This window comes from Pseudomonas sp. GW821-FHT01E10, from assembly GCF_059422365.1.
Genome location: NZ_JBWKWT010000024.1, coordinates 66,126 through 82,438, shown reverse-complemented (window position 1 = coordinate 82,438; position 16,313 = coordinate 66,126). Strand labels below are relative to the sequence as shown.

The 16,313-nt window shown below is 58.6% G+C and carries 17 protein-coding genes and 1 pseudogene; 8 read left to right on the top strand and 10 right to left on the bottom strand.

Features of this window, described 5'->3' with window-relative positions:
• The first annotated feature begins 177 nt into the window (after nucleotides 1–177).
• Nucleotides 178–843, top strand: a complete 666-nt coding sequence (locus AC07V0_RS26930) for a M24 family metallopeptidase (protein WP_018926724.1) — start codon at nucleotides 178–180, stop codon at nucleotides 841–843.
• A gap of 13 nt (nucleotides 844–856) precedes the next feature.
• Nucleotides 857–1,210, top strand: a complete 354-nt coding sequence (locus AC07V0_RS26925) for a gamma-glutamylcyclotransferase family protein (protein WP_064616227.1) — start codon at nucleotides 857–859, stop codon at nucleotides 1,208–1,210.
• A gap of 92 nt (nucleotides 1,211–1,302) precedes the next feature.
• On the opposite strand, the gene AC07V0_RS26920 is transcribed toward AC07V0_RS26925, so the two are convergent.
• From AC07V0_RS26920 to AC07V0_RS26895, 6 genes and pseudogenes are all read right to left on the bottom strand, one after another.
• Complete coding sequence (locus tag AC07V0_RS26920; protein WP_018926722.1) at nucleotides 1,303–1,686, bottom strand: hypothetical protein; 384 nt, start codon at nucleotides 1,684–1,686, stop codon at nucleotides 1,303–1,305.
• A 229-nt stretch (nucleotides 1,687–1,915) separates the two neighbouring features.
• Nucleotides 1,916–2,137, bottom strand: coding sequence for a formate dehydrogenase subunit delta (locus AC07V0_RS26915; RefSeq protein WP_018926721.1), 222 nt, complete (start codon nucleotides 2,135–2,137; stop codon nucleotides 1,916–1,918).
• On the bottom strand, nucleotides 2,134–5,022 hold the full coding sequence (gene fdhF / locus AC07V0_RS26910; RefSeq protein ID WP_064616228.1) for a formate dehydrogenase subunit alpha: 2,889 nt from the start codon (nucleotides 5,020–5,022) through the stop codon (nucleotides 2,134–2,136). The genes AC07V0_RS26915 and fdhF overlap by 4 nt, the downstream gene beginning before the upstream one ends.
• On the bottom strand, nucleotides 5,019–6,581 hold the full coding sequence (locus AC07V0_RS26905) for a formate dehydrogenase beta subunit (RefSeq protein ID WP_495020068.1): 1,563 nt from the start codon (nucleotides 6,579–6,581) through the stop codon (nucleotides 5,019–5,021). Before AC07V0_RS26905 ends, fdhF begins: the two co-directional genes overlap by 4 nt.
• Entirely contained in the window at nucleotides 6,578–7,054 is a 477-nt protein-coding gene (locus tag AC07V0_RS26900; protein ID WP_018926718.1) for a formate dehydrogenase subunit gamma, read from the bottom strand. Before AC07V0_RS26900 ends, AC07V0_RS26905 begins: the two co-directional genes overlap by 4 nt.
• Before the next feature lie 661 nt (nucleotides 7,055–7,715).
• Nucleotides 7,716–7,844 (bottom strand): annotated as a pseudogene (locus AC07V0_RS26895) (DUF3077 domain-containing protein); the annotation flags it as partial.
• A 129-nt stretch (nucleotides 7,845–7,973) separates the two neighbouring features.
• On the opposite strand from AC07V0_RS26895, the gene AC07V0_RS26890 reads away from it, so the two are divergent.
• A complete protein-coding gene (locus AC07V0_RS26890) occupies nucleotides 7,974–8,723 on the top strand; it encodes a tetratricopeptide repeat protein (protein WP_230139360.1) in 750 nt (249 codons plus the stop codon).
• On the opposite strand, the gene AC07V0_RS26885 is transcribed toward AC07V0_RS26890, so the two are convergent.
• From AC07V0_RS26885 to AC07V0_RS26875, 3 genes are all read right to left on the bottom strand, one after another.
• Nucleotides 8,720–9,277 carry a hypothetical protein gene (locus tag AC07V0_RS26885; RefSeq protein WP_495020067.1) on the bottom strand — a complete coding sequence of 186 codons (558 nt, stop codon included), beginning with the start codon at nucleotides 9,275–9,277 and terminating at the stop codon, nucleotides 8,720–8,722. The genes AC07V0_RS26890 and AC07V0_RS26885 overlap by 4 nt on opposite strands.
• A complete protein-coding gene (locus tag AC07V0_RS26880) occupies nucleotides 9,278–9,607 on the bottom strand; it encodes a hypothetical protein (protein WP_111455336.1) in 330 nt (109 codons plus the stop codon).
• Between the two features lie 455 nt (nucleotides 9,608–10,062).
• Nucleotides 10,063–10,965: a LysR family transcriptional regulator gene (locus AC07V0_RS26875; RefSeq protein ID WP_086946341.1), complete on the bottom strand. Its 903-nt coding sequence runs from the start codon at nucleotides 10,963–10,965 to the stop codon at nucleotides 10,063–10,065.
• A 139-nt stretch (nucleotides 10,966–11,104) separates the two neighbouring features.
• Between AC07V0_RS26875 and AC07V0_RS26870 the strand changes: the two genes are divergently transcribed.
• Both AC07V0_RS26870 and AC07V0_RS26865 read left to right on the top strand, forming a co-directional pair.
• Nucleotides 11,105–11,851: an SDR family oxidoreductase gene (locus AC07V0_RS26870; protein WP_495020066.1), complete on the top strand. Its 747-nt coding sequence runs from the start codon at nucleotides 11,105–11,107 to the stop codon at nucleotides 11,849–11,851.
• A gap of 147 nt (nucleotides 11,852–11,998) precedes the next feature.
• Nucleotides 11,999–12,694, top strand: a complete 696-nt coding sequence (locus AC07V0_RS26865; protein ID WP_495020065.1) for a glutathione S-transferase family protein — start codon at nucleotides 11,999–12,001, stop codon at nucleotides 12,692–12,694.
• Nucleotides 12,695–12,768: 74 nt separating this feature from the next.
• Here AC07V0_RS26865 and AC07V0_RS26860 read toward each other — a convergent pair whose 3' ends face one another.
• Nucleotides 12,769–13,416: a TetR/AcrR family transcriptional regulator gene (locus tag AC07V0_RS26860; RefSeq protein WP_086946344.1), complete on the bottom strand. Its 648-nt coding sequence runs from the start codon at nucleotides 13,414–13,416 to the stop codon at nucleotides 12,769–12,771.
• Between the two features lie 108 nt (nucleotides 13,417–13,524).
• On the opposite strand from AC07V0_RS26860, the gene AC07V0_RS26855 reads away from it, so the two are divergent.
• From AC07V0_RS26855 to AC07V0_RS26845, 3 genes are all read left to right on the top strand, one after another.
• Nucleotides 13,525–14,418 carry an NAD(P)/FAD-dependent oxidoreductase gene (locus AC07V0_RS26855; protein ID WP_086946345.1) on the top strand — a complete coding sequence of 298 codons (894 nt, stop codon included), beginning with the start codon at nucleotides 13,525–13,527 and terminating at the stop codon, nucleotides 14,416–14,418.
• A 102-nt stretch (nucleotides 14,419–14,520) separates the two neighbouring features.
• Nucleotides 14,521–14,910 (top strand): antibiotic biosynthesis monooxygenase family protein, encoded by a 390-nt coding sequence (locus AC07V0_RS26850; protein ID WP_024778022.1) that lies wholly within the window; start codon nucleotides 14,521–14,523, stop codon nucleotides 14,908–14,910.
• 29 nt (nucleotides 14,911–14,939) lie between these two features.
• Nucleotides 14,940–15,803, top strand: coding sequence for a class I SAM-dependent methyltransferase (locus AC07V0_RS26845; protein ID WP_086946347.1), 864 nt, complete (start codon nucleotides 14,940–14,942; stop codon nucleotides 15,801–15,803).
• Nucleotides 15,804–16,313: the final 510 nt, after the last annotated feature.

Here is a 16,313-nt window from a genome sequence, read left to right as displayed (position 1 = left end):
TGTGAGAGTAGGTCATCGTCAAGATTAAATTCCGAAACCCCTATCTGCGTATGCAGGTAGGGGTTTTGTTTTGCCCGCAGGAAAGTTTCTTCAGCCTGGATCATGGCTATATCTTTTTTATCGAATATCGCAGTATATGAAAATATATAGCGAGAATTCGTACAAAAGGAATGATCGATGACAGCGGCCCTGAGCGGTAAAGAAGCAGTAGGCGAGCATTACACGTTGGAAACGATGCGCCATGCGCAGCAGATGACCTGGAAGGCCATCGAACAGATTGCCCGGGTTGTTTCTCCCGGCATGCGCGAGTCCGAAGCCCAGTCACTGGGTAAACAGGTTCTGTCGGAACTTGGCATGGATCGCATCTGGCACCCGCTGCTGATCCGCTTTGGCGCCAATACGCTCAAGACGTTCAAACAGCGCTCCGATGGCGATCCTGTGCTGGGTGACGAAGATATTTTCTTCGTCGACATGGGCGCGGTCTGGCAAGGGCACGAAGGTGATGCAGGGGCGACGTTCACCACCGGTTCCGACCCGGAAATGATCGCCTGTGCTGCGGCCTCCCGGGAGCTTTTCAATCGGGTCGAAGGCTTTTGGCGCAGCGAGCGGGTTTCCGGCATGGAGCTTTACCGCTATGCGGCCGACCAGGCGCAAGCCATGGGGTGGAAGCTCAACCTGGACATCAAGGGCCACAGAGTCAGCGATTTCCCTCATGCCATTCACCGTGGTGGCGACCTCGGGGATTTAGACAAGTGCCCAACGACCGGCCTGTGGATTCTGGAAATCCAGATCGCCCACCCTGAGCGCCCTTTCGGAGCGTTCTACGAAGACTTGCTTATCTGATCAAGGAAACCTCATGCCAAACCAAACAGAGCAACCGGTTCTGCTGTTCTCCTACGGTACTTTGCAGGACCGGGCCGTTCAGCTGTCCACCTTCGGGCGCGAGTTGAAAGGGCGCCTGGACAGCCTGCCAGGTTACAAGCAGAACCTGGTCGAGATAACCGATCCGGCGGTGTTGGCGGCGAGTGGGAAAAGCCATCATCCGATCGTGCAGGAGAGTGGCGACCTGTCGGACGAGATCGCCGGCACTGTTTTCGAGATCACGGCCCAAGAGCTGGTCGCGGCCGACGAATACGAGGTGGCGGACTACAAACGCGTCAGTGTGACCCTCAAGTCCGGCATCAGTGCCTGGGTCTACGTGCGAGCCTGACTTCCGGAAGTTTCACGCCGACGGGCAAGGACTCTCGCCGGCGATGATCATGCAGGCCCAGGCTGAAGTTCAGCAATTGCCTGGGGGGATACTCATTTGCTGGGGAGGAGGATTACTGACCACACTACCAAAGTGATCGCTGCCGCCAACAGACTACACGTCCCGGCAATCAAATGACGGAAGGCGGGGTGTTCAGACTGCTTGAGTCTGGCAATCACCAAGAGCCATGTGCCGACGAAGGCGCCCATAACCGCCATCAACGTATAGAGTACGTATAAAACGATCCGTGCTGAGGAGGCTTCTCCGGGGGCAAGCCATCTATTGAACAAAACCAGCACCGCTATCCCGACAATAAAACTACCCACGGCACCTGCCAGGTTGGCGAGCCATAGATTCACAGCTCCGCGGTTCTTCACCACCCAGATCCACATCCCCACTGTCGCAGCGAGGAACACCAATACGCCAATTAGCAGCATTCAATCCTTTTCCTTGTTCGCAATAACCCTGAAACCGCCATTGGTCATCTTTGATGAGATGAGGCGATGGCAACACGATATCAAACCGATGGGGTTATGCCGAAGGATGTTGCTGACTGATGTGGATTTTGGCTGCGTTTGACTCCGTCACTCATTGAATACAGGGTCGACGTTAAAAACGCTGGAATGCTCCCTTGGCCCGTCTCAACAGGCCAAGGGATCTGTAAACCTAAGCCTCCCAGCCCGCGCCACTGACCGCCGCCTGCGCCAGCGGGTGCAAGTCTGCTCCCTGATGCGTCGTCTGCCAGGCCAGCAACTCCTTGCGCATGCCGGGCGTCCAGTACATCTGCAGATGATTGCGCACGCCGAGCACGGCCTGTTGCTGATCCGGTTCGCTGGCAAAGTATTGGGCGATCTGGTTGACCATCTTGATCAGGTTTTCCGTACTCATCGGCGTACCTCGGCTTTTGTCCCGGCGCTGCGTTCATGGCGACGTTCGTTGAGCAGGCGTTGTTGTTCGTCGCTGAATGCCTGATAGCGTTTTTGCCACTCGGAAGGGTGATAGACGCGGCTGACCTCCACGGCGGTGACCTTGTACTCCGGACAGTTGGTAGCCCAGTCGGAGTTGTCGGTGGTGATCACGTTGGCACCCGACTCAGGGAAGTGGAAGGTGGTGTACACCACGCCTGGGGCAACCCGTTCGGTGACTCGTGCCCGCAGTACGGTCTGGCCGGCGCGGCTGCCGATGCCGACCCAATCGCCTTCGTTGATCCCACGGCTCTCGGCGTCGGTCGGGTGGATTTCCAGGCGGTCTTCGTCGTGCCAGGCGACGTTTTCAGTACGCCGGGTCTGGGCGCCGACGTTGTACTGGCTGAGGATGCGTCCGGTGGTCAGCAGCAGCGGATAGCGACTGTTGACCTTCTCCTCGGTCGGCACGTAGCCGGTGAGCATGAAGCGCCCCTTGCCACGCACGAATTCCTCAATGTGCATGGTTGGCGTGCCGTCCGGTGCCGCGGCGTTGCATGGCCATTGCAGGCTGCCGTGACTATCCAGTGCGGCGTAGCTGACGTTGGTGAAGGTCGGCGTCAGGCTGGCGATTTCATCCATGATTTCCGACGGATGCTTGTAGTTCATCGGATAGCCCAGGGCGTTAGCCAGAGCCACGGTGCCTTCCCAGTCGGCCTTGCCGCCCAGAGGCTCCATGACCTTGCGTACCCGGGAGATGCGCCGTTCGGCGTTGGTGAAGGTGCCGTCTTTTTCCAGGAACGAGGCGCCCGGCAGGAACACATGGGCGAACTTGGCGGTTTCGTTGAGGAAAATGTCCTGCACCACGATGCATTCCATGGCCGACAGCGCCGCGGTGACGTGTTGGGTGTTGGGGTCGCTCTGGGCGATGTCTTCGCCCTGGCAGTACAGGCCCTTGAAGCTGCCGGCCAGTGCAGACTCGAACATGTTGGGAATGCGCAGGCCCGGATCGGGTTGCAGGGTGACGTTCCAGGCCTGTTCGAACTGCGTCCGAACCACCTCGTTGGAGACGTGACGGTAACCGGGCAGTTCGTGGGGGAAGGAGCCCATGTCGCAGGAGCCCTGAACGTTGTTCTGCCCACGCAACGGGTTCACGCCCACGCCTTCTCGACCGATGTTGCCGGTGGCCATGGCCAGGTTGGCAATGCCCATGACCGCGGTACTGCCCTGGCTGTGCTCGGTGACGCCCAGGCCGTAATAGATCGCCGCGTTGCCGCCGGTGGCATACAAGCGCGCAGCGGCACGGATATCGGCAGGTTCTACGCCGCAGACAGGGCCAAGGGCTTCCGGCGAGTTTTCCGCTCGGCTGACGAACTCTTTCCAGTGGGCGAAATCGTTGCCTTCGCAACGGGCGTCGATAAAGGCCTGGTTGAGCAAGCCTTCGGTGACGATGACGTGGGCCAGGGCGTTGAGCATGGCGACGTTGGTGCCCGGACGCAGGGCCAGGTGCAGTTCGGCGCGGGCATGCACCGTGTCCACCAGGTCAATACGGCGTGGGTCGATGACGATCAGTCGCGCGCCTTCACGCAGGCGGCGCTTGAGCTGGGAGGCGAACACCGGGTGAGCGTCGCTGGGGTTGGCACCCATCACCAGGATCACGTCAGCCTGCATCACCGAGTCGAAACTCTGTGTGCCGGCGGACTCGCCCAGGGTTTGTTTCAGGCCATAGCCGGTCGGTGAGTGGCAGACCCGCGCACAGGTGTCGACGTTGTTGTTGCCGAACGCGGCGCGCACCAGTTTTTGCACCAGGTAGGTTTCTTCGTTGGTGCAACGGCTGGAGGTGATGCCACCAATGGAATCGCGGCCGTATTTTTGCTGCAACCGGCGGAATTCGCTGGCGGCGTAAGTCACCGCTTCATCCCAGCTGACTTCCTGCCAAGGGTCGTTAATGGACTTGCGGATCATCGGCTTGGTGATGCGATCCGGGTGAGTCGCGTAGCCCCAGGCAAAGCGCCCCTTGACGCAGGAGTGGCCGTGGTTGGCTTGGCCGTTCTTGTCCGGAACCATGCGCACCAGTTGGTCGCCTTTCATCTCGGCGCGGAACGAACAGCCCACGCCGCAATAGGCGCAGGTGGTGATGACGCTATGTTCGGGCTGACCCAGTTCGACCACACTTTTTTCCATCAGTGTCGCGGTCGGGCAGGCTTGCACACAGGCGCCGCAGGACACGCATTCCGAGTCGAGGAAGTCCTCGCCACCGGCGGCCGCGACCCGGGATTCGAACCCGCGCCCGGTAATGGTCAGGGCAAACGTACCCTGGGTTTCTTCGCAGGCGCGCACGCAGCGGTTGCAGACGATGCACTTGCTCGGGTCGTAGTCGAAGTACGGGTTGGACGTGTCCTTCACGTCGTCCAGATGGTTCTCGCCCTCATAGCCGTAACGCACTTCCCGCAGGCCGACCTGGCCGGCGACGGTTTGCAGCTCGCAGTTGCCGTTGGCCGAGCAGGTCAGGCAATCCAGCGGGTGATCGGAGATGTACAGCTCCATGACGTTGCGGCGCAGGGTCGCGAGCTTCGGCGTCTGGGTGTGCACGGTCATGCCTTCGCTGACCGGCGTGGTGCAGGATGCGGGGTAGCCGCGCATGCCGTCGATCTCCACCAGACACATGCGGCAGGAGCCAAAGGCTTCCAGGCTGTCGGTGGCGCACAGTTTGGGAATGGTGGTGCCCAGCATCGCCGCAGCGCGCATCACCGAGGTGCCTTCGGGCACGCTGATGCTTTGGCCGTCGATGTTCAGGGTGACTTGCACCTGGCTTTCGCGGGCCGGGGTACCCAGATCCATATCGGTTTTCGGGTCGAATACAGTGATCATTGCTCGGCCTCCGAGGCTTGCAGACCGAAGTCGGTGGGGAAGTGCTTGAGGGCGCTGACGACCGGATAGGAGGTCATGCCACCCAACGCGCACAGCGAACCGTATTGCATTGTGTCGCACAGGTCCTTGAGGATAATCGCCTGCTCATCGCGACCGTTCTGGTCAGGCGCAGCGAGCAGGCGGTCGATCACCTCAACGCCCCGGGTCGAGCCGATACGGCACGGCGTGCATTTGCCACAGGATTCTTCGGCGCAGAACTGCATGGCGAAGCGCGCCATGTGGGCCATGTCCAGGCTGTCGTCAGCCACCACCACACCACCGTGACCGAGCATCGCGCCTATGGCGGCGAAGGCTTCGTAATCCAGCGGCGTGTCGAATTGCGAGGGTGGCACCCACGCACCGAGAGGGCCGCCAACCTGCGCGGCCTTCAGCGGCCGGCCACTGGCGGTCCCGCCGCCGTAGTCTTCCACCAATTCCCGCAGGGTCAGGCCAAAGGCCCGTTCCACCAGACCGCCGTGACGAATATTACCCGCCAGCTGGAAGGGCATGGTGCCCAGGGAACGGCCCATGCCGTAGTCGCGATAGAACTGCGCGCCCTTGGCCATAATCATTGGCACCGAGGCCAGCGTCAGCACGTTGTGCACCAGGGTCGGCAGGCCGAACAGGCCCTGCAAGGCCGGGATCGGCGGCTTGGCGCGGACGATCCCGCGCTTGCCTTCGAGGGAGTCCAGCAGCGCGGTTTCCTCACCGCAGATGTAAGCGCCGGCACCGACCCGCACTTCCATGTCGAAGGCCAGTCCGCTGCCGCCGACATTGGCGCCGAGGTAACCGGCGGCCCGGGCGATGTCCAGCGCCTCGCGCAAGGTGGCCACGGCCTGTGGATATTCCGAGCGCACATAGATGTAGCCGTAGCTGGCGCCGACGGTGATGCCGGCAATGGCCATGCCTTCGATCAGCAGGAAGGGGTCGCCTTCCATCAACATGCGGTCGGCAAAGGTGCCGGAGTCGCCTTCGTCGGCGTTGCACACAATGTATTTCTGCGTCGCTTGGGTAGCGCGCACCGTGCGCCATTTGATCCCGGCCGGGAAAGCCGCGCCGCCACGGCCACGCAGGCCCGAATCGAATACTGCAGTCGCGGTCTGCTCGCCGCCCAGAGCGATGGCCTGGGTCAAGCCCTCGAAGCCGCCGTGAGCCCGGTAATCCTCCAACGACAGCGGCCGGGTAATGCCGGCGCGGGCGAACAGCAGGCGTTGTTGGCTCTTCAGATAAGACAACTCTTCCACCAGCCCCAAGGCCAGCGGATGAGCGGACGGCTCGCCTTGCAGCGCATCGAGCACGGACGGTACATCGGCAGCGGTCAGCGGGCCGAAGCCGATACGACCTTGCGGGCTGTCCATTTCCAGCAGCGGTTCCAGCCAGTACAGGCCGCGCGAGCTGGTGCGTTGCAAGTCCAGCGGCAGACCGCGCTCCCGGGCCTGAGTGGTCAGGGCCACGGCCACCTCATCGGCGCCTACGGCACGGGCAAGAGAATCACAGGGCAGATAAAGCGTCGGCATCATGCGTCCTCCTGGCAAGCGTTGAGCAGGGCATCCAGGCGTTCGGCAGTGAGCCGCGCATGCACCTGACCATCCAGCTCCAGGGCAGGTGAGCAGGCGCAGGCGCCGAGGCAATACACCGGGCGCAGACTGATGTTGCCGTCGGCACTGCTGCCGTGGTCGTCCAGTTGCAGGCGGTCGCGCAATTGCGCCGCGAGCTGCTCGGCGCCACGGCTCTGGCAGGACTCGGCCCGGCACAGACGCAGGATATGTCGGGCAGGAGGCGCGGTACGGAAGTCATGGTAGAAGCTGATCACCCCGCGAACCTCGGCCTGACTCAGGTTGAGGGCGTGGGCAATCTCGGGAACGGCGGCATCGGGGATATAACCGATGCCCTCCTGAATTTCATGAAGGATCGGCAACAATGCGCCGGGCAAACCCTTGTGGCGCTCCAGCAGGCTGTTGACCATAGGCAGGTGCAACATCTCATCAGACATACAGCATTCCTCACGGTCACGGACAAACCAGGCGGTTGTCGGTCGTCCGAAAGTGTCGGCTGCGGCGTTCACACCACGTCACGGTTTCGTGGCATTTTCAGACCGTTGGCCAGGGCACCCTGAGTGGGCATCTTGTTGTGCCCGGCGCGGTCTTTGCCGCACCTCTTCAGGCATATCACGCAGCTTGCCACGCCGCCTTTGAATCATCCGCACCAAAGCGACGTGTTCGGTTCTGCCTACGACTATCCATTAAGTCTAGATGAGCGGGGCGTGGGGCGTTCGCTCACTGACCTAATGCCCTGAGGGCCTGTCGATGCCTGATATATATCAAGCATCACAGGTAAGAAACAGCATCAGATCCGTGGGCAATTCCAGGGAGCAGTTGCGTTGATTTATTGCGCTGTAAACCAAAGGCCCTATAAACATTCACGCTGGATAAAAAGCCCCGCTTTGATCTGATCAACTAAAAGCCCCGAAAAGCTCGGGGCTAACAATCCCTGTCAGACAACCGCAACCCCTGTAGGAGCGAAGCTTGCTCGCGAAAGCGCCAGCTCAGCCAACATCAATACTGATGCCCGGCCACCATCCCAAGCAGCTCACTCCCACAGGCGTCATACCGGTCACCCACCGGCATCAAAACCATCCCGCCATTCTCCAGCCACTACCCTTCAGATGTCGCCGCCCGCTCAGGTGCCGGCGCAGAATCCCGATCCCGCGCAAGCACCTTCAACGCATCATCAACCACCGCCTTACTCATCGCCGTCAAATAATGCGCAGCCCAGGCATGGCGGCTTCAGGCATCGCAAAAAATGTCACTGCCGTCAGATGGACTGTCCCCTTTTTATGCAATTGTTTCTCCCGCATGATAACGCTACCCTTTGCGCCGTTTGGAATTTAAGCTTTTAACAGGAAAAATAATATGGACATTCAGTACTTCTATCCTTCAGCGCGCCGCTTTATAAAAATTGACGCGATCATACTGCTTTTTATTACCCCGCTTTTTGCTCATGCAGACATTACTGAGGAGGAGGCGACGGCTAACTGTCTTAAAATTAGTGAATACTCCGCCGAGGGCGGAAAGTATTACAAGCTTAAGCAATACGCCAAGGCTCGGGAGCAATACGAGCGTCAGGTCGGCTGGTCGGAAAGTTGTCAGCTGGGCGAAGAGGCAGTTGCGATGGCCTACAATAACGTCGCTCTCACCTATGTACACGAAGGCAATTACCTTAAGGCCCGGGCATGGCTGAATATTCTTCCAAACGACAAAAAGTCGATTTTCAATCTTGAAAAATTCAGTGGTGATATAAAAAACTCGGTAGAAAAACTGTCTGCTAAGTCAGAAGGACAATATTGGCAATATGCCGGGGCGTCGTTATGGAGCACCATGACTATCAAGCCGCAGGGTCAGAAATACAAAGTTGATTTTCAGGGTTATTACACTGGCCTGATGGCGATGTACTACGGTCCCAATATAGGTGAGTTTTCAACGGTATTAGAGGTTGATAATGGCAAGGCTAAATACGCCATGAGCGGAGATGACGAAGGCGACTGCGTATACGACTTCGACATTAAAAAAGATCTGCTCACTGTAAAGCGCACGGCAGGTGAGTGGTGCGGCTTTGGTCATAATGTGGGAGCTGAAGGCGTTTATAACAGGGTTGAGTTCTAGCAGCTTTCTTGAAAATCGCGAAATTTGGTAAACAGCCGAAACCCTACATAGTCGGACTGGCATTTGTACGAGTGTCGGTAGTAGCAATTCCAGTAACTGATCATGCGTGCTTGCGTCGTTTGAAAGTACGCCTGATTGTCCCGAATAAAACGACCGTAAAGCGCCGGATCGAACTTGGGTAGGTGCTCTTCAACGGTTTCTAGAATCTGGATGACGTACTCGCCTGTCAGTTGCAACACGAACGGGACAATCCAGGGGGCATGCACTGAGAGAATCCGTTCCAATTGACGTTGGCGCACATGACCATCGTGGTGCCGTGTCAGAAGGCACGAGTACAAAAGGCTCTGGGTTTCACTCAAGTAGTCAAAGGCTGTCTCATAACCTAGGTCATAAATCCGGTAGGGAATGATCAACTCCTCCTCACCGACTCTGACCTCTATGAATCGATGCATTTCCACACGCGCCTGGCAGAGCTGCCCTATAACCTGGTCGAGAGCCTCTGCCTCTTGTTTAAGAAAAGCCGGAAACGCCCGGTTTGCACACTGCATTTTCATTCACTGAATATCTTTCAAGTATTCCTTAAGGGCAATGAGCGGCGTATCAAGCTGTTCCATCGTCTGCGCAGCGCTGAAATCTCCTGACAATCTATCCAGCTCTCGACCCAGCGGCGTACCACCCCCACCTATCGCCTCAAGCGCCAACTCCACGCATTCACCCACTTTGACCTTAATGGTCTCAACATCCCCCCGCCGCACCAGCAACTCAAACACATCCCGCTGGTAATCACCCATGACCAGATCGTCACGCAAAATCGGACTTGAATCTTCCGTCTCGTAAGCCAGTTTCAGGGAGAAGAGGGCGACGCTTTCCAGCTGCAATTCCATGGTGGGAATCCTTGTGAAATGTTCCGCCGGTGCGGGACGTGCTAAGAGAAGCAAGATCAAAAGATCGCAACCTTCGGCGGCCCCTACACGACAGCGGTGCGGGCAATGGCTTTTCTACAGGCGAAAAAAAAGGCCTTGCAAAGCAAGACCTTTCTTAATTTTGGTGCCCGAGGGAGACTCGAATAATAGCATAGCTGTATGATTTAAATAGTTTTTTGTCTATGTACACTTGCACGTTGTACTGCGAAGTGTACACCCTACCTGCCTTCAATAAGGACTGGTGTGGATGAAAGTTTGATCGGATACCTCCATCCAATTTCCGACGAGCTGTCAATAATATTTTCACGAAACTGGTTAAGGATAGACTCCCTGGTCTGCCGAAAATGCCGAACCGCCACCTGGCGAATTTTCATGATTAGTCGGGCGTCATGAGCACACCAAGCTGACTACTGCAATTATGATGGTCTGGGTTGATCGTTAAATGCAGAATTTTTTGCGAACACCTCGGCGATGAAATCCATGAATACAATGGCCCTTTTGGGGAGAAGCCGGTCGGCAACGTAAATGACTTGCACGGGGACAGCCGGAGCTGCGTAGTCCCTAAGCAACACCCGCAGATTGCCATTTTTCAGCCCTTCCTCGTAAAGCCATTCGGGCCCCTGTGCGATCCCCAGCCCCTCGTTTACACACTCTCGTATGGCCTCAGGTGAGTTGACCCGAAGCCTGCCAGAAACGGGAACATCGATATCCCGAAAGCGCCATGTGGTGCCTGTCGACAGCAGGGTGTAGATCAGGCAATCGTGCGTTCTCAGATCATTGGGCGTCGTGGGGATTCCGCGTTTGGCCAGGTATCCCTTGCTGGCAACGCATACACGCTCGAACCAGCCTAGCGGCCGGGCACGCATTGCGCTGTCTTCCAGATGTCCGATGCGGATCGCCAGTTCAGCCCCTTCGTCGACCAGATTCACATAGCGATCATTGATCTGCAGGTCGAGCGTCAACTCTGGATAGCGCTCCAGAAATGTGGATACATGCGGCACCACGAATGCATGGGCTAGCGCGGTCGGGCAGGCGACTCGCAACAATCCGGACGGGGCGACGTTCTCCCTGAAGGACGACTCCGATTCTTCCACGGCATCGAGAATGCGCCGGGCATCTGCGTAATAGCGTTCTCCTTCGGGGGTGAGGGCAAGCTTTCGTGTGGATCGGTGAAGCAGCCTGGTTTGCAAATGATCTTCCAGCGCCGCCACATAGCGGCTGACGTTAGGCTGCCCCAGCCCCAGGTCACGCCCCGCAGCCGAGAAGCTTCCTGTCTCAACAGCGCGAACAAAGCAGGTCATCAGCAGTAGTCGATCCATCTAGGCCTCTCATTCATGCAATATAAGCATGAAATGTATTCGAATAGGCCATCTTATCAATGCACAGGTATGAATACATAGTTTCCCTCTGGCAGGTCAGTACATCGACTGACCGTGAAAAACCGAAAAGGAAACTTACATGTCCCGATTGCAAGGCAAACGCACTCTCATCACCGGCGGCACCAGCGGCATTGGCCTGGAAACGGCTAAGCAGTTCCTCGCCGAAGGCGCGCGCGTGATCGTTACCGGAGTCAATCCGGAGTCCATCGCAAAGGCCCAGGCGGAACTGGGAAGCGAAGTATTGGTACTGCGTGCTGACTCAGCCAGCATCGATGCGCAGAAGGAACTGGCGCAGGCCGTTCAGACACACTATGGCCAACTCGATGTTGCCTTTCTCAATGCAGGCGTATCCGTTTGGCTGCCGATCGAAGAGTGGACGGAGGAAATGTTCGATCGCTCCTTCGACATCAACGTTAAGGGGCCGTACTTTCTGATCCAGGCATTGCTACCAGTCTTCGCGAACCCTGCGTCGGTGGTTCTCAATACCTCGGTTAGTGCACACCTCGGCGCCGCGCGTTCATCAGTTTATGGCGCGACCAAGGCCGCGTTCCTGAACATGTCGAAGACGCTTTCTAGCGAACTGCTCCCGCGTGGTATTCGCGTCAATGCAGTCAGCCCTGGCCCGATTGATACGCCGCTTTACGACAAGCTCGGTATTCCCGATGCCTATCGCGAACAGCTCAACCAGGATATCGCAGCGACCATTCCGTTCGGCCGGTTTGGTACGTCCGAGGAAGTGGCCAAGGCCGTGCTGTACCTGGCGTCAGACGAGTCACGATGGACGGTTGGCTCGGAACTCATCGTCGACGGTGGCCGCTCGCTTTAGCTGCCAACGATACGCGAAGGAACGTCTCCTGCGCTTTTACGGAAAACTGATTGCCACTCAGGCTTTCTTGAAGTCACGGACGTAGCTTCTATACGGCCCGCTCCCACTCGTGGCGGCGGGCTTTGATTCTTCAGTGGGTCTATTCCAATGCCACAGTCACAGTTCACACTCGTCAGCCATCCGTTATGCCCATTCGTTCAGCGAGTGGCCATCGTGTTACTCGAAAAAGGTATTACCTTTCAGCGTATCGATGTCGATCTTCGCGACAGGCCGGACTGGTTTCTGGCGATGTCGCCAAGCGGTAAGGTTCCGCTGCTCAAGGTTCCAGACGGCAATGAAGGCGAGTCCGTTCTATTCGAGAGCGTCGCCATTTGCGAATACCTGGAGGAGGTGTACCCGGAACCTGCGTTACATCCAATGAATGCGTTGATCCGAGCACAGCACCGTGCATGGATCGAATTCGCCTCTGCCACGCTGGCGGATGCATGGGGATTTTTGAACGCCACCGACCAGCAGACAGCCCTTGGCAAATCTGTAGCGTTGAGAGGAAGGCTGGAACGATTCGACAGTGAAATATCGGACGGCCCTTATTTCTCCGGCGAGAGGCTCAGTATGGTCGACATCGCCGTGGCTCCAGTTTTTCGCTACTTCGACATACTTGGATTCGAACCCAATCATCAGTTGTTCGATGGACTGAATCGAGTGGCTGATTGGCGTCGTGCGCTGGCCAGCCGTTTCAGCATTCAGGCGGCAGTTGCAGAGGACTACGCCATCCGGTTCCGCAAGCACTTGCAGGAAGCAAGAGCACTCTTGGCTACTGCATCGCAAACGCATCCCCTTTAAATGCCGATGCGATCGCGCCGCCGCTAGCTTGGCCGGCAGGGGCGCTGGCCAGGCTGGCCGGGGCAATTAAGCTCCTAATCGCCAGCGTGGTCGGTGCCGCCGTGCGCGGCGATGAACATGGCGACGGCCGACCGGCAATAGGATTCGATTTCGTTGTCGTCCTCTGCTCTCGCCTCATCGAAGCGCGCGATAATCAGGAGATCGGATCCTTTGAAAAGCGCGGCAAACAAGCGGGCGGACTGGAGAGGATCGGGCACGTTCAGAACCGCCTTCGCGTGCAACTGACGCAACAGGGCCTCGATTTGGGCGATGACATAGGCGGGGCCGGCTTCGTATTGGCGCTTGCTTAACGACTTTTGATTCGTCTTGTCGGCCATGATCATGGCTTCGACACTCCGCACGTCCGGGCTCAACAGCGTGCGAAGCAGGGTTGATCCCACCGCCATTAGCTGATCTTCGGCCGAACCGCCGACGCCTTCAAAAAGGGCTTGTGGTGCAAACTGCTGGCAGTGGGCCGCGATGGCTGCGCTGAACAGCGCCTCCTTGTTCTCGAAGTGCCGATAGATGCTTAGCTTGGATATCTTCGCCCGCTGGGCGACCTTATCCATGGTCGTCGCTTGAAAACCCAATTCCACAAAAAGTTCGCACGCGGCGTCGGCTATCGTTTGGCCAAGCGCCTCGTTGGCAGGCCGGCCGCGCCGGCTCTGGCTGTTTTCGCTCATAAAAAATTCCAGTACTTGACAGTATTCTAATTCTTGAATTAGGGTACTCCAAAGTATCTTAAGTGTGCAAGCCGATCTCCCTTTATCCACAGCGCGGAGCCCATCACCATGAATGACGTCATCATCATCGGCGGCAGTTTTGCCGGTCTTGCCGCCGCCTTGCAGCTCGGCCGTGCCCGGCGCAAGGTCACCGTTCTCGACACCGGCCTGCCGCGCAATCGCTTCGCCGACCACTCGCATGGCCTGCTCGGCCACGACCACAAGCCACCGCTAGAGATCCTGGCCGAGGCGCGGCAGCAGCTGGCGCGCTATCCCACGGTCAGGCTGGTCACTGCCCGGGCCGAGAGCATCTCCGGCGCCATCGACGATTTCTCCGTCCTTACTGGCGATGGCGAAAGCCTCAGGGCGCGCCGCCTGATCCTGAGCTATGGCGTCGCCGACCAGATGCCTGAAGTTCCCGGCTTTGCCGAAGGCTGGGGCACCTCCATCGTGCCTTGCCCCTATTGCGACGGCTTTGAAGTTGCCGGCCGGCATTGGGGCCTCGTCTGGTCCGGCCCGCCGTCGCACAACTACGTCAGGCTGTACCACGACTGGACCGACACATTAACGGTCTTCGCCAATGATCACGACATTCCACCCGACATCCGGGCCGATCTGGCGCGCCGCGGCATCCCTGTCGTCGATGGCCGGATCACCGAAATCGACCATGACGAGAGCCACAACGCCACCGTCAGGCTCGACGCCAGCCCCTCTGTTGCGGTCGACATCCTGTTCGCGCATCCGCGCAACAAGCCGTCCGCACGCCTGCATGAATCGCTGGGCCTCGCTACGGTCGATACGCCCCAGGGCATAGCCCTCAAGGTTGACGAGCGTCGCGAAACCAGCGTGCCCGGCGTCTACGCCGCCGGCGACCTCGCCAATCCCCTCATGCCCTCGGTCACCACGGCATCATGGCAAGGCGCGATGGCGGGAATCTTCGCCCAGCAGTCGATGCTGGTTTGAGAGCACAGATACCCTTCTTCGGTTGTCGCAGGCTTCTAAAGGTTGCTTCGAAGCAGCATCGATCACGCCATTTTCAATTTCGCAGTAGACGGGAGCATCACCATGGCCGACCTAAAGCCGCAAGACCGTAAATTCAAACCGCTAGACGATAAATTCCCGCTTGAGCGCCAACTCGGCATCGCGGCCGCGCCAGTCGTGCTAATCAACCTCTTCACGCTCGATTACGCCGACGAAGCGGGCTTCCTGGACGCTTTCAAGGCGGCTGCCGAGATCATAACGAAGCAACCGGGCTTCATTTCCATGCAACTGCATCGAGCGATCGGCGATAGCCCGACTTACCTGAACTATGTGGTGTGGGAATCCACCGAGACGGTCCGCGCCGGCCTCACCCATCCCGAGTTCGTCGCGAAGCTTTCGGCCTATCCGTCATCCGTCGTAGGCAGCCCGCACCTGTTCCAGAAGGTCGCCGTTCCCGGCTTTTGCACGGCCTAGTTAAGAGCGAATCAAAACGAGGAGATGTCATGACAGAGCAAAATGCCTATCAGGTAGCCGACTGGAATGGCCAAAGTGGAGAGTACTGGGCCGCCAACCAGGCCCGGCTCGACGCCATGTTCGCGGTGTTCGGCCAGGCCGCGATAGAAGCCGCCGCGCCCGCGACGGGCGAACGCGTTCTGGACGTCGGCTGCGGCGCGGGCGCCTCGAGTCTGGCTCTGGCCGCTCGCGTCGGCGCGGGCGGCCATGTGCTAGGCGTGGACATATCCGAACCGTTGATCGGCCGAGCGCGTGCGCTTGCGCCGAAGGATACGCCGGCCCTGTTCCGGGTGGCCGACGCCAGCAGCGCCGAGCTGCCCGAGGGCGCGTTCGACATCCTGTTCTCGCGTTTCGGGGTGATGTTCTTCGACGATCCGACTGGGGCGTTTGCCCATATGCGGCGTGCGCTGCGGCCGGGCGGGCGGGTCGCTTTCGTCTGCTGGCGCGGCGTGGCCGAGAACGATTGGCTGCGCCTGCCGATGGGCGCGATCAAGGACATCGTCCCGCTACCCGCGCCGCCCGGTCCCGAAGCGCCCGGCCCGTTCTCGTTCGGCGACCGGGGACGGGTGACGCGCATCCTGACAGCGGCCGGCTTCACCGATATCGCTATCGCGCCCTTCGATGCTTGTATCCCGTTCGGTGAGGGCGGGACGCGAGACGCGGCGATCGATGACGCGGTGAAGATGGCGTTCGAGGGCGGCCCGCTGTCGCTTGCGCTCGCCGATCAGCCCGACGACATCCGCGCCCGCGCCTCGGCGGCGGTTCGTGGCGCTTTCGCCAGCCTTCCCGGCGAGCGGTCGGTGATGATCGACGGCGCGGCGTGGATCGTCATGGCACGCAATTCGGCAAGCTGACAGGGATTAACAGGGGAGGCGCCCCCGCTTATTAGATCGAGGCGTCTTTGGCCGGTCAGATTAATGTCCCTTATGGCTTGGCCATCCGTCCCCGGCAAAAGAGAGTACTCGCGAATGGCCCAAATCGGCCAGGAACTGTCTAAAAGTCTAAAAAAAACCGTGGCAATTCATAAATTATCGCCACTGATCGTGCTGGCTCGTAGCAGAGATCAAGGAGCGAATCGCTGCATTGAAAGCCGAGTTGGGAATCATCGAAGAGTAGGATGATGAAATCATGGACGATATAAATATTGCCATTTACCGATTTCATCAGTTGCTGGAGCTATCCGTGGGTGTGCCGTAAGTATTCAATCGGCTGCCTTGGGTCGATTCTGTTGAAAAAGTCGGTTCTTTCAGACGGCCCGGATACTGACCGCTGAAAACACCTTTTTTGCGCGCTGCTACGCGAAATCCGAACCCGGAATCCACTGCTCAATGCAAAGATTTTAAGCTCTAGCGCGTACTTTTCTA

Coding starts and splice junctions, on each gene's coding strand:
- AC07V0_RS26930 (WP_018926724.1), top strand. CDS start 178: ATGACAGCGGCCCTGAGCGGTAAAGAAGCAGTAGGCGAGCATTACACG.
- AC07V0_RS26925 (WP_064616227.1), top strand. CDS start 857: ATGCCAAACCAAACAGAGCAACCGGTTCTGCTGTTCTCCTACGGTACT.
- AC07V0_RS26920 (WP_018926722.1), bottom strand. CDS start 1,686: ATGCTGCTAATTGGCGTATTGGTGTTCCTCGCTGCGACAGTGGGGATG.
- AC07V0_RS26915 (WP_018926721.1), bottom strand. CDS start 2,137: ATGAGTACGGAAAACCTGATCAAGATGGTCAACCAGATCGCCCAATAC.
- fdhF (WP_064616228.1), bottom strand. CDS start 5,022: ATGATCACTGTATTCGACCCGAAAACCGATATGGATCTGGGTACCCCG.
- AC07V0_RS26905 (WP_495020068.1), bottom strand. CDS start 6,581: ATGATGCCGACGCTTTATCTGCCCTGTGATTCTCTTGCCCGTGCCGTA.
- AC07V0_RS26900 (WP_018926718.1), bottom strand. CDS start 7,054: ATGTCTGATGAGATGTTGCACCTGCCTATGGTCAACAGCCTGCTGGAG.
- AC07V0_RS26890 (WP_230139360.1), top strand. CDS start 7,974: ATGGACATTCAGTACTTCTATCCTTCAGCGCGCCGCTTTATAAAAATT.
- AC07V0_RS26885 (WP_495020067.1), bottom strand. CDS start 9,277: ATGAAAATGCAGTGTGCAAACCGGGCGTTTCCGGCTTTTCTTAAACAA.
- AC07V0_RS26880 (WP_111455336.1), bottom strand. CDS start 9,607: ATGGAATTGCAGCTGGAAAGCGTCGCCCTCTTCTCCCTGAAACTGGCT.
- AC07V0_RS26875 (WP_086946341.1), bottom strand. CDS start 10,965: ATGGATCGACTACTGCTGATGACCTGCTTTGTTCGCGCTGTTGAGACA.
- AC07V0_RS26870 (WP_495020066.1), top strand. CDS start 11,105: ATGTCCCGATTGCAAGGCAAACGCACTCTCATCACCGGCGGCACCAGC.
- AC07V0_RS26865 (WP_495020065.1), top strand. CDS start 11,999: ATGCCACAGTCACAGTTCACACTCGTCAGCCATCCGTTATGCCCATTC.
- AC07V0_RS26860 (WP_086946344.1), bottom strand. CDS start 13,416: ATGAGCGAAAACAGCCAGAGCCGGCGCGGCCGGCCTGCCAACGAGGCG.
- AC07V0_RS26855 (WP_086946345.1), top strand. CDS start 13,525: ATGAATGACGTCATCATCATCGGCGGCAGTTTTGCCGGTCTTGCCGCC.
- AC07V0_RS26850 (WP_024778022.1), top strand. CDS start 14,521: ATGGCCGACCTAAAGCCGCAAGACCGTAAATTCAAACCGCTAGACGAT.
- AC07V0_RS26845 (WP_086946347.1), top strand. CDS start 14,940: ATGACAGAGCAAAATGCCTATCAGGTAGCCGACTGGAATGGCCAAAGT.